We start from the raw sequence: 14,174 nt of genomic DNA, 5'->3' as shown, positions 1-14,174 counted from the left end.
GGGTTTAACCGACCATCTCTATCGAAAGGCAAGCCATGAGCAACGGCACCCGTTCTCCCCAAGAGATCGAGAACGACATTGTCCGGTCCCGGAACCGTTTGGCCGCGACGGTCGACGAGCTGGCATACCGAGTCAAGCCGAAGACGATTGTCGCTCGCCAGGCGGAGTCTGCGCGGGAAACGCTGAACAAGGCTGTGAAGAATGAGCATGGTGAGCCTCGTCTTGAGGTGATTGCCCCGGCAGCGATCGTGGTGGTCGGTTTGACTGCTGTGGCTATCGCACGTCGTGCGCGTGGCTGAAGTGGCAGCGGAGGCACGAACCTCATCTGGATTGCCGATCCGGATGCTCGGTGACCGCGTGTTGCTGCGGCCTGAGGATAAAGAGGGTGAGCGGCAGTCTGGCGGGGGATTGTTGATTCCTGCCACGGCCAGCCTTGGTAAGAGGCTTGCCTGGGCGGAGGTTGTTGCTGTGGGGCAGCATGTGCGGCAGGTCTCTTTGGAGGATTACGCGCTGTTTGACCCTAGCGAGCAGCCTGATGTGGAGCTTGATGGCGTGCGGTATGTGTTGGCGCGTGAGCGTGATCTGCATGCGGTGCGGGCTGCGCCTGGCGATGACGCTGCCGCTGGCCTGTATCTGTGAATATCGCTGAAGTTTTCACCGGGGCGCCCTTCTTCATGCGTTGCAAGGAGGGCGCCGCGCCGCATCGAGATACCCCTGATGAGGGCAGGTGGTGCCGGTGTGTCGCTTGTGGTGAGTAGTGAATTTTGCTCTTCCCGCAGAGCCGTGTAATGTTTCAGGAGTCGTCAGGGCGAGTCCCGGAAAGCGATCACGAAGATCAGCTAACCGAGACGCAAACTGAAGACTAAGCGCCATTAGCTCAATAGGCAGAGCAGTTGACTCTTAATCAATTGGTTCGGGGTTCGAGTCCCTGATGGCGCACAAGTAAACCCAGCAGCTAAGCCTGCTGGGTTTTTTCGTGCCCTCACAGCGAAGAATCGACATGGCAGGATCGGGTGTGACCTTTGTTGTGTGAAGGAGATCTTTCATGTCGCGTCCGGCTACGCACCCTCACCTGAACCACCCCGTTAAAAAAAACCTCACGCTACCCCTGAGAAGATCTCTCACCACGGCCGCAGCTTCCCTGTTGTGCTTCCTGATGGCATCCCCAGCATGGGCACACTCACAACTGGTCGACTCAAACCCAGAAAACGGTGCCCGCCTAGACGCCATGCCCAGCTCTGTCACATTCACCTTCAATGAAGAGATCAACTCTCAGTTCTCCCAGATCGTTCTGGTCGGCAATGACGGCAAACCCCATCCCGCCACAGACATACAAACCAAAGGCGAAAAAGTAACCGCAGCCATCCCCCAAGGCCTCGCCGGCCCATCCGTGAAAGCGAAATACCGCATCGTCTCCGCTGACGGGCACCCCGTCGGAGGAGAAGTGACTTTCACCGTGCCGGCAACAACATCCACACCCTCTGCGCCCGCGCCAGCAGCCTCCAGCAGCGCTACCAACCCCGCACCGGCCCCCACGGACACCAACACCCCAGAAAACGCCTCAGAGGGCGCGAAACCATGGCTTATCGGCGCTGCTGCAGCAGCCGTGCTCCTCGTCGGCGGAGCGATCCTCCTCGCCCGCCACAAACGCAAACAATAACCACCCGCCATGGTGCCTCAACCCACCAGGCGCCAGGACACGAAGTAGGCCCCCGCAGATATCTGCGGGGGCCTACTTTTGTGGGGTGAGTGACGGGACTTGAACCCGCGACCACCTGGACCACAACCAGGTGCTCTACCAGCTGAGCTACACCCACCATCGAAAACGCTCACATCAACGATGCGGGCGATTCGTTGCCGGTGAAACCGAACGAGACGAACTTACGGCACAAACCCGCCTGACTCAAAATCGAGTGGGAAAACCGTGGTGTCCACACCCACTCAGGACACCCCAGCACCATCATCAGGAACCGGCAACTCATGCCGCGCCGCGATCTCCTTAGCCGTCGCAGAATCCGGCCCCGGATCAGCAACAAACACCGCCTCACGGTAATACCGCAGCTCATTGATGCTGTCCCGAATATCCCCCAACGCCCGGTGCCCACCATGCTTAGCCGGCGCATTGAAATACGCCCGCGGGAACCACCGACGCGACAACTCCTTCACCGAACTCACATCAATATTCCGGTAATGAAGATGCCCCTCCAACTCAGGCATATCCCGCGCCAAAAACGACCGATCCGTGCCCACCGTGTTACCCCCCAAAGGCGCCTTACCCGCCTCAGGAGCATGACCACGCACATACGCAAGAACCTGCCGCTGCGCCTCATCCAGCGACACCCCACCATCCAACTCGGCAAGCAAACCCGAGTCGACATGCATCTGATGCACAAAATCATTCATCTGAGCCAACGCCTCCGCCGGAGGCTTGATGATCACATCAACCCCCTCATCCAACGGCTCAAGATCAAAGTTCGTCACAATCGCAGCCACCTCAATCAAGGCGTCATGCTCCAAAGACAAACCCGTCATCTCGCAGTCGATCCACACGATGCGGTCATTAACACTCTTCGCAGAATTGCTCACCGCACCAGGTTACGCACCCGTCCCTGCGGCCTTCCCGACTCCGACACCAACGGCACGTACTCTTGATCCACATCGTGGATCCGCACGCCACGGCCCCGGCACCCTCAGCGCACAGCCCAAGGAGACCCAGGAATGGACCAGCGGTCCACGCACCCCACCACCACACAAACCGTGCGCGCCCAACGCTCACGGCGACAACGCCTCCGCCGCGGCTTTGTCTTCGCTGCCGTTCTTCTCGCATTCGGTGTCACCGGATGGCTACTACCCACCGTCATCGGACTCGAACTCGGCGGAGCCACCGGACTACTCGCCCTGACCGTGTCCCTGCTGCCCGTAGGCATCGTCATGCCACTACTGCTCTGGCTCGACGCCTACGAAGCCGAACCCCCCGCCATGGTCATGCTCGCCTTCCTCTGGGGCGCAGTCATCGCCACCGGAACCGCCCTAGCCCTCAACACCGGATCCACCCTGCTCCTAGCCTCAGCCACCGCCGACCCAGACGCCGTCAGCGCCGTACTCGTAGCCCCCATCGTGGAAGAATCACTCAAAGGAGCAGGCCTGCTATTCATCCTGTTCTGGCGACGTGAAGAGTTCGACGGAATCATCGACGGAATCGTCTACGCCGGCGTCATCGCCTGCGGTTTCGCATTCGCCGAAAACATCCTCTACCTCGGCCGCGCCTTCAACGAGAACGGCACCGAAGGCCTCGTAGCCGTCTTCGTCATCCGCGGCCTCATCTCCCCATTCGCCCACCCCCTATTCACCGGCGTCACCGGCGTGGCACTCGGCTGGAGTCTGCACCGCGGCCCTCTCCTACGCTGCATCATCCCGCCACTAGGCCTCTGCGCAGCCATGACCCTCCATGCCGCCTGGAACCTCTCCTCCGTCACCGGCGCAGGTGGATTCTGGTCCGCCTACCTCGTATTCCAAATGCCCATCTTCGCCGCATTCACCGCCTTCGCGATCTGGGTACGCGTACGCGAACGCGGCCTCATCCGCAGCCACCTGACCGTCTACGCCGACTACGGATGGATCTCCCCAGCCGAAGTACGCATGCTCACCAGCATCTCCGAACGCCGCACCGCACGATCCTGGGCCCACACCGTCGGCGGACGAGAAGGCAAAACAGCCATGCGCGACTTCCAAGACGACGCCGTCGAACTAGCCATGCTCCGCCGCCGCATGACCAACGGCAGTGCCGGCCCCGGCGCCCCCGCCGAAGAACGACGCCTCCTCGAAGCCATGACAGCCGCACGCGCCGTACTGGGCTAACCCACCACCACAGAGGAAAGAACAATGCGCATCGCGTTGGCACAAATCACCACCACCCGAGACCTGAACACAAACCTCGACCTCGTACACACCTGGACCCACAAAGCCGCCACCCACAACGCCGACCTCGTCATCTTCCCCGAAGCAACAATGCGCGCCTTCGGCAACCGCCTCACCGACATCGCCGAACCCCTCGACGGCCCCTGGGCCAACCACATCCGCCACATCGCCACCACCACCAACACCACTATCGCCGTCGGCATGTTCACTCCCGCCACCACCCCCGGCAAAGTACGCAACACCCTGCTGGTCACCGGGAAAAACATCGACACCCACTACGACAAAATCCACCTCTACGACGCCTTCGGATTCACCGAATCCGACACAGTAGAACCCGGAAACACCCCCGTCACCGTCGACATCGCAGACATGCGCATCGGCCTGACCACCTGCTACGACATCCGATTTCCCAACCTCTACACCACCCTCGCCAAAGCCGGCGCCCACGCCACCATCGTGGCCGCATCATGGGGCACCGGAGTAGGAAAAATCCACGCCTGGGAAACCCTCACCACCGCCCGCGCACTCGACTCCACCACCTACATCCTCGCCTGCGACCAAGCAGCGCCCGCCGGCACCACCAACAGCACAGCACCAACCGGCGCCGGACACTCCCGCATCATCACCCCCACCGGAGAAACCCTCACCGCCGCACACGACACCCCCGAACTCCTCATCGCCGACATCGACACCGACACCGTCACCACCGCCCGCCGCGAACTACCCGTCCTCGCCAACACCCGCGAATTCCACTAGCAGCCACACCCCACACGCACTGACTCTTCACACGGCCACCACTGCCGAATAACTGCGAGGCAGTGGTGGCCGTGAACGTCACGGCACCGAACCAGCAGACCTGCGCCCGCTAGGCCCGATACAACTCAAAATCCGCGAAATCAAAACCCGGCGTGACAATGCAAGAAACAAGCGAAGGCTCCGCATCCAACGGATACGCACGCTGCCACACCCCAGCTGGAACCAACCCCTGAACCACATCACCAGCCGAAGGATCAGGGCCAATCACAAGCCTTTCCGTCACCTCGGGAACATCCCCAACACCCCCCAACTCCAGCGCCACCCGGCCACCACGCGTATACAGCCACAACTCATCCGAGATCACTCGATGCCAAGCAGACTGCTCACCCGGCAACAGCATGAACTGAATGCCCGTCGCGCTCGCACGGTCACCACCATGCTCCGCAAGCATGCTCCCAGGAATCACCGTCGAAGAACGGTACGTCTCGACATACCAACCACCCTCTGGGTGCGGAACCATGCCAAGCGGTTTAGCCCAATCGGGCAGCTCTACATCACTCATCCCACCATTCTCCCCACCCCACGTCAGGAGCAAACACCTGCTCAACCATCCGACGCGTGAATCTGATGTACACGCATCGGATGTATCACGGCTGACAGTAATGTCTTCGCCAAGGAAGGCCGTGTAGGAGGAAAATTGAGTCAGTTGAGCGTCGAAAACGTCACATTCGCCTACAACGGAGGCCAGACAGCACTCACCAACGTGTCCCTTGATGTCCAGCCCGGAGAAATAGCCGGACTCGTAGGCCCAAACGGAAGCGGAAAATCAACCCTCATCAAACTCTGCTTCGACCTACTCGAACTCAAACACGGAACCATACGCATCGCAGAAAACGAGCACTCAACACACCAAGCCAAACGCTCAACCCTCTACCTCCCCAGCGACGACTACCTCCCCGAATTCCTCACCGGCGTCGAATACCTCACCACCCTGGCAGCCCTATACGGAGAACCTGCCCCCTGTCGAGAAAAAATAGAAAACCTCTACAAAGAATTCGGCATGCCCGGACGAAGTAGCTCACTCATCGAAGACTACTCACACGGAATGCGCAAAAAAGCCCAAATCATCTCAGCTATCCTCCTCGCTCGCCCTCTCACGATCATCGACGAAACATTCAACGGAATCGACCTGGAAGCACAACGCGCAGCAGAAAAATGGATAAAAAACTCAATAACTCAGGTGCAGCCTTCTTAGTGTGCAGCCACGACTTCTCCATGCTAGAAAACCTGACCCAGCGGATCTGGGTACTCAAAAATGGAAAAAACATCGAAACATTAAATGCAACACATATAGCTACTCAAAAATGCAGACTACGAGACGTCATTGACGAACTAGTCTTCGAGAAGCAATAAAACCCATGAAAAAACGCTGCCAAAAAGAGCACAGCTGTCACATCCTCGAAGATGCGCAAGCCGTATGGGTGCTAGTTCTTCTTTATGTAAGATATTTCACCCGGAAAGTTCTGAATATAGGGCCCCTACGTAAACCCCTAGTTCGAATCGCTATTGCCGTGGTGACTGCAGGTGTTTTCGGGGTTTTCTCCCTAGGATCTTACCTTTTCCTTAAGTCAATAAACATCACCGAAAAAAAACATCGCGCTAATCCTGCAGGTAACAAGCATATCCCTGCCATTATGGGTGCTGACGTTTTTTATCATCGCAAAAACACTCTTCATTAAATCAAGTGAATTTTTACAGTTCACGCTCCAGCTTCCCGTGACAAACCGTCAGCGAAATCTCTCCCTCGCCGTATTTGAATCCACAATGGTGCTAGCAGCAGTCATCGCAATCATGCTGCCGCTGTCAACCGCACTGACAGTCAGCGCAGGAATCGCCACTGTTCCCCTCGTGATTACATGCATGGCACTACCTATCACGGTCTTTTACTTCACTACAGGAGTGCTGTACCACGTGCACATCCGGCTTATCGGGGCCCTCGGATTTACGCGAACCTCAGCCACCATTTCCATACTCCTCGTTGGCGTATGGCTATTTGCCTACAGTGCGCAAATACCACGACTCCTCTCTGATATGAGCGAAGATTACCTATCTAATAAAATAAGCCTGCGTGGTGTGGATCTTTTCAGCTATATCGCCATGCATCACGGAACCCTCGCTGCAGGGTCTCTCGGAATCGGAGCTATCCTCGTATTGGCAGCACTATTCGTCTTTTCAGCCCCAGTCCGTATTCCTCTCGCGCGAAGATTTCTGCGCATTCCGATACCAGTGAACCGGGGGATATTCTGGGTTTACGTAGCCGCCGCAACAAGGCGAGCTGAAAGGGTTCTCATTACCGTGATCTCTTACCTGCTGGCAGCAATTCTTTTCCTCGAAGGGGGGATGTACCTAGCGGCATTAGGCGTCCTCACAGTTCAAAGCATCTACGCTTACTCTGGTTCCGCTAATATACGCGCCCTCAGAAACGGACGTATCCACCCACTCCAAGAATTTTTTACTTATTTTTCTCCCAGCTTCTACACGTTTGGGTAAGTGCGCTACCGTTCCTCATTTTCTGCTACTGGAGACCCGAAGACCTCCAGGTAACTCTTATCGCATTCCTGGCCTGCGGCAGCGGAGTACTTATATCCCTCTATGTGGGAATTTTAATACCAATGGACCGAGAAAACCCACTCGCTGCCTTTATTGGGATCACCGTAAGCTTCGTGTCCCCGCTTGCTATTTTTGTTGCCCTCGCAATGACAGGAATGCCTATAGTGCTGCAGGTTGCCGCAGGCATACTTGCGCACGTCGCAGTGATGTACTACTCCATTGACGGCATCCGCACCCTAGAGAAAAGTGCAAGAAACGCGTAGCCACACAAAGCAAAAATAAAATCACTTAGCCTGCATGCGGAACACGCCTGTCATTGCGCCCTGCCACCAGACGCCATCCTTAGTGATAGTGCCAACCATCTCCAACGTGTCCCGTAACGCAGAATGCGCGATCTTCGTGCGAGAGGTCACTGCTCCCGTACTCGGATTCACCGTTACCGCCTCAAACGTGCTGCCCGTCACCACCCCAGCAGCAGGACGAACAATGGTGTAAATCGTGTTATCCGCGATAGACCAACGAGGCACCGCAGAAGATAACACCGGAACAGACCACACACGCCGACACCCCGACCCATCAGCAGCCACCTCAAACCGCTCCATACCACCAGCAGTAAACGACGCCACCCCAGGCTTACTCCTGCCAGCCCCCTGAGGCAACGCCGGATACGGATACCCATACGTACTCGCCACAATCACAGATCGGCCATGCCCCATCGCAGAGTTCTCCGTCCCACTGGCCCCCCGCGCGAAAACCCCAGCCGAACACACCAACGAACCATCCGACACCTTGTACACCAGCAGATGCTCCTGCTCATCGGCGTTATCAGTGATCGTGACGTACTCATCAGAGCCCTTCGGTCCAAAAAACGTCGGCGTAGCCCCCGTCCCCCAACTCAACTGCCCAGGCTTGCGTGCACTGCCACGGTCATACCCCTTACGCCACACCACCCGCGGCACACCGTCATCAGAAGCATCCAGCATGTACAACGCATGCGAACTCGCGATCGCCACACCTCGCGGCGATGACGAAATCGAATTATCTACACGCTCACCAACCCCCAAACGCAGACTCTTCACCTCTGCGGAACCAGCAGAAAACACCCCCACCTTGCCCTGCCGTGTCGCCAACCAGATACGCCCCCGCCGATCCGGAGCCAAACCCACCACCGCATCCGCCGAATCAGCGCTACCAGCGGTAACAAACGCAGAAATGTCATACGACTGCGCAGCAGAAACCACCCACGACCCATTACTCGCCCGCGACTTACCGATTTTCAACAGTCGATGCTTACCATCCACCATCACCAAACGGTTCTGATCATCCACATACGCATACACGCCACCAAGCAGCGCACCCTTAGCAACAGGCATCGATGCCAACGTCGCCCCAGTGGTCGAATCCAACAAATTCACCACCGGAGCACGGTTAGCGATCTGCGTACACAGCGACCACACCATGCCCTCACGATCAGCTAACACCGTGGGGCACGCAGCCTGCTTACCAGAAAAAACGCTACTCACACCCCGCGACCCAGGGCCCGGATTCGGCGTGGTGTCACTGGACTGTGCATCCCCATGCATCGTCGCAGTACCCACCGGACCCAAGCCATGCACCCCGCCCTGCGAACCCGGATCAGGAGCAGCCGCCGCCACCGGTGCCACCAGCACCGACAATCCCAAAGCAGCAGCAACAGCCCAAAAGCTACAGCGCATGACTCGACTCCTGAGAATCGGGTGATCTTGATCTAGCCGAGCGCGCAGCCATAGGCGATCAATGGCGCCCCCGGCAGGATTCGAACCTGCGACCGGGAGATTAGAAGGCTCCTGCTCTGTCCAGCTGAGCTACGGGGGCGAGTGCACAAGTGGCTGTGCGGGATCAAGTGTAGGGGTTATGTGGGGGAGTGGTAACGCACCTAGTGGTGTGGTTCAGGATTTTACGAGCCTGCGGATAGCCGCAGTGGCCTCCGCGAGCTTAGCGTCAGCGACATCACCGCCGGTACGGGCAGCATCAGCAACACAATGACGCAGGTGATCCTCCAATAACCCCAAGGCAACGTTCTCTAGAGCTGAATCCAACGCAGAAATCTGCGTCAAAATGTCAATACAGTATTGGCCTTCGTCAACCATCCGAGCAATCCCACGCACCTGCCCCTCAATCCGACGCAACCGCTTGAGATACCTCTCCTTCTCACCCACATACCCCGGATCAACCCCACCACTATCCGTGCAACAAATCTGCGCCGACTCTGACACTGATGCATCGCTTCTATCGACAGGCACAGGCACTCCTGGCAACTTGGGTGAACACACGAGAAAAAGAGGGCCCAGCCAGTCTAACGAAGCAGCACATACCCCCCGAAGGTATCCAGACACACCCCCGCGCCGCCCCCCCAAACACCCAAAAGTTGTCGACAAACCCCCCACCCCCACAACTCAGTGTCCTCTTAGGGTTCAAAAGGCGCCACAACAGCGCCACACCAACAACTGGCGTCTCTGCACCGGGGGCGTCGCCACCCGGGGGGAACAACTACGTGACGGTCAGCGACATCATGATGGGCAGCATGACAGGCTGGAGCTACCACCAAGCCGGACACCTCATCGCCGCAGCCCTACGCGGAGCCACCCCAACCACCACACTGCACATACGCGACTACATCGACCGCAACGCCGTCGACCCAGCAGCCGCGCCATTCCTCGCCTTCGCAGGCCCCTGGAGCGAACGCGAATGCGGAGCCGCAGACGTAGAAATCATCCAAGGAAAAGACGCCTTCGACCCCGCCCACGCCAGCGCACAATGCGCCGACGCAGACATCATCGACGACGCCAACCACAAAGTCGTCGACCTTCTACGCCGCGGCGGCATCGACGAAACCCGCTCCTGGGGATGGGTGCCCGGCGTCACCGCCGCATGGCGCGGCGAACTACGCGAAGCCTGGCCCGTCATCCGCTGGGCAGCCACCGCCCTCCTCAACGAAAACACACTCAGCGTTGCACAGGTACAAACCCGGCTGCGCGAAGAAGGAATTCCGCATAAGGGTTAACCACCCCACCCTGAGCAAAATCAGCAAGCTGCGCATCCAGCCACACAGCCGGATCACCCACCGCCGACTTCCGTACCTGCGCCACCGCCTCAACCGTGGCAAGCGCCGCAGCCTGCTGCAAAGCAGCCACCACGCCCACACCAACACCACTAGGACCAGACAACACACTCTCGTACATGACCGTTCTCCTCCATGAGGTCCACTTCGCCATCCATAGCGAAACGCGGCGCCAAGAGCTCAACAACTTCTCCCACAACCGCGCGCCAGCCCCCTCATCGGCTCACCCGAACCGAGCATGAGCGTTCACAGCACAACGCCACGACGGCAAACAAAAACAAACAAAAGGAACCGGCCACACCCCACACAAACACAGCCACCAACACACGAAAACGACGAATTCACACACCCCGCCGTGTTCGAACCCCGCAGCACCAACGGAATAAGAGATCATGGGCAAGTGGGAAACGAGACCGGTCAACTACTGAGCGCAGTAGAAAACGTGCGCGCGCAGCTCGGTGCAGCCACCTTTCCGCTCGACGGAGAAGGCACGGCGCAAGCACGAACCGACATCGCCCGCCTCACAGCTCAACTCGACGATTATATACTTCCCCGACTCCGCGACGCCCACGCCCCCCTCCTCGCCGTCGTCGGAGGATCCACCGGATCAGGAAAATCCACACTCGTTAACTCCATCGTCGGAGAAAAAGTCACCGAATCAGGCGTATTACGCCCCACCACCCGCACCAGCATCCTCATCCACCACCCCACCGACAACCAATGGTTCACCGGCACACGCATCCTGCCCACCCTGGCCCGCAACACCGGAACCACCCCCACCAACGACCCCAACAGCATCCACCTCGTCCCCAACACCAGCATCCCCGCCGGCATAGCCATCCTCGACGCCCCCGACATCGACTCCATCCTCGAAGCCAACCGCGACCTCTCCCGACAACTCCTCGCCGCCGCCGACCTATGGCTATTCGTCACCACCGCAGCCCGATACGCCGACGCCGTCCCCTGGGAAATGCTCGACGAAGCAGTAGAACGCGGCACCTCCATCGCCATCGTCCTAGACCGCGTACCACCAGGAGCCGAAGAAACCATCGGCGAACACCTCGCCGCCATGCTCATCGAACACGGACTACGCCACTCACCCATATTCACCATCTCCGAAGTCCCCCTCGACAACGGACTTCTACCCCTATTCCAAACCCAACAACTACGCGAATGGCTCAACGGACTCGGCTCCGACGCCCGCGCCCGCTCACTCCTCATCCGACAAACCCTCACCGGCGCACTCGACTCCCTCGACACCCGCATCAAAACAGTCGCCGAAACCTACTCCATGCAAGTCCAAACCAAACAACAACTCGACGCCATGATCACCAGCGCCTACGGCGCCGCCCTCCAACGCATCACCATCGCCCTCTCCGACGGCTCCCTCCTCCGCGGCGAAATCCTCGCTCGCTGGCACGAATTCGTCGGAACCGGAGAATTCCTCAAAACCGTCGAAATCAGCTTCGGACGCCTACGCGACCGAGTCACCGCAGCCATCACCGGGAAACCCACCCCCGCCAGCGAACTCGGCGAAGCCCTCCGCAGCGGAGTAGCCGAACTCCTCATCTCCCACGCCACCATCGCCCGCGAAGACCTCACCACCCGCTGGGACACCACCCCCGCCGGAACCCACCTCATCAACACCAACCCCAACCTCCACCGCCCCAACCCCAACCTCGAAGACAAAGCCAACCGCCTCATCCGCGACTGGCAAAACGACATCCTCGAACTCGTCCGCGCCGAAGGAAAAGACCGCCGCACCACCGCCCGCATCCTCGCCATCGGCACCAACACCATCGGATTCATCCTCATGCTCGTACTCTTCAGCCAAACCGGCGGCCTCACCGGAGGCGAAATCGGCATCGCCGGCGGATCCTCCGTCTTGGCCCAACGCCTCCTCGAAGCCGTCTTCGGCGACCAAGCCGTCCGCACCCTCGCCACCAAAGCCCGCAAACTCCTCATGGAACGCTGCCAAACCCTCCTCACCGAAGAAGAAAACGACATACGATCCACCCTCAACACCATCGAACTCGACCCACAACTACCGCGCCGCCTCGCCGACGCCCTCGCCACAGTAAAGGCCTCCCGGTGAACAACCCAGACCCCACCAACGGCCCCAACACCCGCCTAACCCTCGCTCTCGAAGGCATGATCACTGCCCTCGAACACGGCAGCAACTACCTACCCACCGACACCGTCGAACAAACCCGCACCCTCCTAGACCGTGCCGGCGAACGCATAGCCATCAGCGGCAACCACACCGTCATCGCCCTCGCCGGAACCACCGGATCCGGCAAATCCACCCTCTTCAACGCCTTCGTCGGCGACCTTATCTCCGAAGTCGGACGCCTACGCCCCACCACCACAACAACCACCGCAGCCATTTGGGGAAACGACCCAGCCACAGAACTCCTCGACTGGCTCAACATCCCCAACCGCCACCACGTACCCCCCGGCACCACCACCCGCATCAACACCCCCAATCTCGACGGACTCATCCTCCTAGACCTGCCCGACTTCGACTCCTACCGCACCGAACACCGCGAAGAAGTCGACCGCCTCCTCCAACTCGCTGACGCATTCCTCTGGGTCACCGATCCCCAGAAATACGCCGACGCCCTCATCCACACCTACCTACGCCGCGCCAGCGACCACACCAACATCTCTACCGTCCTGCTCAACCAAGCAGACCGCCTCACCAACGAAGAACAAATAGCCTGCGCCAACGACCTCCAACGACTCCTCCACGAAGACGGACTCACCAACACCCACGTTCTACTCACCTCCACCCTCACCGGACAAGGCCTCACCGAACTCGGCCACACCGTCGCCACCACAGTCGCCACCAAAACCGCCACCCGCGAACGCCTCATCGGCGACCTGCACCGCCACGCCCGCGCACTACGCGAACACGTCGCCGACATCGAACCCACCCTGCCCGAAAACGCCCCCACCAACCTCATCGACGCCCTCGCCAAAACCGCCGGCACGCCCACCATCCTCGACGCCGTAGAACAGGACTACCGCCGCCGCGCCACCGCCACCACCGGCTGGCCACCCCTACGCTGGAGGCAAAAACTCACCCCAGACCCCCTCAAACGCCTACGCCTCGACGCCCATCGACACCCCGGAACCACCACCGCACCACCCGAAGAATTCAACACACTCCTCAACCGCACCTCCCTACCAGCCCCCACCGCCACCGCTCACGCCGGCGTCGACCTCGCAACCCGCCGACTCGGCGAAACCGCTATCACCGGCCTACCCCGCCCCTGGGCCTACGCCATCGCCGCAGCCACCCACCCCGCCCACGACGACCTCGCCGACGCCCTTGACCAAGCCATCCTCAACGTCGACCTCGGCCAACGCCGCCCCGCCTGGTGGACCATCATCGGCGCCCTCCAATGGGCAGCCACCATCGCCCTGGCCACCGGCCTGACCTGGCTACTCCTCCTCGCCGGCATCGGATACCTCCAACTCCCCGCACCAGCCACCCCCACCATCGGCCCCATCCCACTACCCACCCTCCTCCTTGCCACCGGCGCCCTCACCACCCTCCTACTCACCCTCCTAGCCCGCACCTGGACCCGCATCGGAGCCCACCGCGCCCGCACCCGCGCCGAAAAACGACTCCACACAGCCATCGACGACGTCGTCCGCACCCGCGTCATCACCCCAGTACGCGACATCCTCACCGCCCACCGCACCACCCGCGAAAACCTCGACAAAATCCTCGCATCCTGAAAGGTATAAAGGCAGCGTTCAAAGTCCCGCCCCTAGAACAAAA

16 protein-coding genes and 3 tRNA genes are annotated in these 14,174 nt (G+C 59.6%); 12 read left to right on the top strand and 7 right to left on the bottom strand.

Annotated elements, in window-relative coordinates:
- Window positions 1-35: 35 nt before the first annotated feature.
- The 4 genes from AC2T9U_RS07070 to AC2T9U_RS07055 all read left to right on the top strand — a co-directional run bounded on the left by AC2T9U_RS07070 (window position 36) and on the right by AC2T9U_RS07055 (window position 1,660).
- Window positions 36-299, top strand: coding sequence for a DUF3618 domain-containing protein (locus AC2T9U_RS07070; protein WP_028327884.1), 264 nt, complete (start codon window positions 36-38; stop codon window positions 297-299).
- A complete protein-coding gene (locus tag AC2T9U_RS07065) occupies window positions 292-639 on the top strand; it encodes a GroES family chaperonin (RefSeq protein WP_442778413.1) in 348 nt (115 codons plus the stop codon). Before AC2T9U_RS07070 ends, AC2T9U_RS07065 begins: the two co-directional genes overlap by 8 nt.
- A 227-nt stretch (window positions 640-866) precedes the next feature.
- Window positions 867-939 (top strand) — tRNA-Lys (locus tag AC2T9U_RS07060).
- A 217-nt stretch (window positions 940-1,156) separates the two neighbouring features.
- On the top strand, window positions 1,157-1,660 hold the full coding sequence (locus AC2T9U_RS07055; RefSeq protein ID WP_493695642.1) for a copper resistance CopC family protein: 504 nt from the start codon (window positions 1,157-1,159) through the stop codon (window positions 1,658-1,660).
- An 81-nt stretch (window positions 1,661-1,741) separates the two neighbouring features.
- On the opposite strand, the gene AC2T9U_RS07050 is transcribed toward AC2T9U_RS07055, so the two are convergent.
- A tRNA-His gene (locus AC2T9U_RS07050) sits at window positions 1,742-1,817 on the bottom strand.
- Window positions 1,818-1,941: 124 nt separating this feature from the next.
- A complete protein-coding gene (gene orn / locus AC2T9U_RS07045) occupies window positions 1,942-2,532 on the bottom strand; it encodes an oligoribonuclease (protein ID WP_493696941.1) in 591 nt (196 codons plus the stop codon).
- Window positions 2,533-2,718: 186 nt separating this feature from the next.
- Between orn and AC2T9U_RS07040 the strand changes: the two genes are divergently transcribed.
- Complete coding sequence (locus tag AC2T9U_RS07040) at window positions 2,719-3,858, top strand: PrsW family intramembrane metalloprotease (RefSeq protein ID WP_115029920.1); 1,140 nt, start codon at window positions 2,719-2,721, stop codon at window positions 3,856-3,858.
- A 24-nt stretch (window positions 3,859-3,882) separates the two neighbouring features.
- Window positions 3,883-4,674, top strand: a complete 792-nt coding sequence (locus AC2T9U_RS07035; protein ID WP_493695641.1) for a carbon-nitrogen hydrolase family protein — start codon at window positions 3,883-3,885, stop codon at window positions 4,672-4,674.
- A gap of 109 nt (window positions 4,675-4,783) precedes the next feature.
- On the opposite strand, the gene AC2T9U_RS07030 is transcribed toward AC2T9U_RS07035, so the two are convergent.
- On the bottom strand, window positions 4,784-5,236 hold the full coding sequence (locus AC2T9U_RS07030) for a cupin domain-containing protein (protein ID WP_208303268.1): 453 nt from the start codon (window positions 5,234-5,236) through the stop codon (window positions 4,784-4,786).
- Between the two features lie 135 nt (window positions 5,237-5,371).
- Here AC2T9U_RS07030 and AC2T9U_RS07025 point away from each other — a divergent pair, with 135 nt between their 5' ends.
- Window positions 5,372-5,929: an ATP-binding cassette domain-containing protein gene (locus AC2T9U_RS07025; protein WP_493695640.1), complete on the top strand. Its 558-nt coding sequence runs from the start codon at window positions 5,372-5,374 to the stop codon at window positions 5,927-5,929.
- Window positions 5,930-6,372: 443 nt separating this feature from the next.
- Window positions 6,373-7,224, top strand: a complete 852-nt coding sequence (locus AC2T9U_RS07020; protein ID WP_493695639.1) for a hypothetical protein — start codon at window positions 6,373-6,375, stop codon at window positions 7,222-7,224.
- A gap of 344 nt (window positions 7,225-7,568) precedes the next feature.
- Here the strand turns inward: AC2T9U_RS07020 and AC2T9U_RS07015 are convergent, their stop codons facing one another.
- The 3 genes from AC2T9U_RS07015 to AC2T9U_RS07005 all read right to left on the bottom strand — a co-directional run bounded on the left by AC2T9U_RS07015 (window position 7,569) and on the right by AC2T9U_RS07005 (window position 9,521).
- On the bottom strand, window positions 7,569-8,999 hold the full coding sequence (locus AC2T9U_RS07015) for a 6-pyruvoyl tetrahydrobiopterin synthase (RefSeq protein ID WP_493695638.1): 1,431 nt from the start codon (window positions 8,997-8,999) through the stop codon (window positions 7,569-7,571).
- A 62-nt stretch (window positions 9,000-9,061) separates the two neighbouring features.
- Window positions 9,062-9,138: transfer RNA gene (locus tag AC2T9U_RS07010), tRNA-Arg, on the bottom strand.
- A gap of 74 nt (window positions 9,139-9,212) precedes the next feature.
- Window positions 9,213-9,521: a metal-sensitive transcriptional regulator gene (locus AC2T9U_RS07005; protein ID WP_208304373.1), complete on the bottom strand. Its 309-nt coding sequence runs from the start codon at window positions 9,519-9,521 to the stop codon at window positions 9,213-9,215.
- Between the two features lie 296 nt (window positions 9,522-9,817).
- On the opposite strand from AC2T9U_RS07005, the gene AC2T9U_RS07000 reads away from it, so the two are divergent.
- Window positions 9,818-10,327 (top strand): hypothetical protein, encoded by a 510-nt coding sequence (locus AC2T9U_RS07000; protein ID WP_147279179.1) that lies wholly within the window; start codon window positions 9,818-9,820, stop codon window positions 10,325-10,327.
- Here AC2T9U_RS07000 and AC2T9U_RS06995 read toward each other — a convergent pair.
- Window positions 10,269-10,505, bottom strand: coding sequence for a hypothetical protein (locus AC2T9U_RS06995; protein WP_208303272.1), 237 nt, complete (start codon window positions 10,503-10,505; stop codon window positions 10,269-10,271). The two genes, AC2T9U_RS07000 and AC2T9U_RS06995, sit on opposite strands and share 59 nt — an antisense overlap.
- On the opposite strand from AC2T9U_RS06995, the gene AC2T9U_RS06990 reads away from it, so the two are divergent.
- The 3 genes from AC2T9U_RS06990 to AC2T9U_RS06980 all read left to right on the top strand — a co-directional run bounded on the left by AC2T9U_RS06990 (window position 10,504) and on the right by AC2T9U_RS06980 (window position 14,131).
- The gene (locus tag AC2T9U_RS06990) at window positions 10,504-10,626 is read left to right on the top strand and encodes a hypothetical protein (RefSeq protein WP_493695637.1); all 123 of its coding nucleotides are present in this window, start codon (window positions 10,504-10,506) and stop codon (window positions 10,624-10,626) included. The genes AC2T9U_RS06995 and AC2T9U_RS06990 overlap by 2 nt on opposite strands.
- 158 nt (window positions 10,627-10,784) lie before the next feature.
- On the top strand, window positions 10,785-12,479 hold the full coding sequence (locus AC2T9U_RS06985; protein WP_493695636.1) for a dynamin family protein: 1,695 nt from the start codon (window positions 10,785-10,787) through the stop codon (window positions 12,477-12,479).
- On the top strand, window positions 12,476-14,131 hold the full coding sequence (locus AC2T9U_RS06980; RefSeq protein WP_493695635.1) for a GTPase: 1,656 nt from the start codon (window positions 12,476-12,478) through the stop codon (window positions 14,129-14,131). The genes AC2T9U_RS06985 and AC2T9U_RS06980 overlap by 4 nt, the downstream gene beginning before the upstream one ends.
- Window positions 14,132-14,174 lie beyond the last annotated feature (43 nt).

The organism is Dermatophilus sp. B7861-1 (assembly GCF_058996045.1).
Note: the sequence above shows the minus strand (reverse complement) of the source record. Positions and strands in the feature narration are given on the sequence as shown.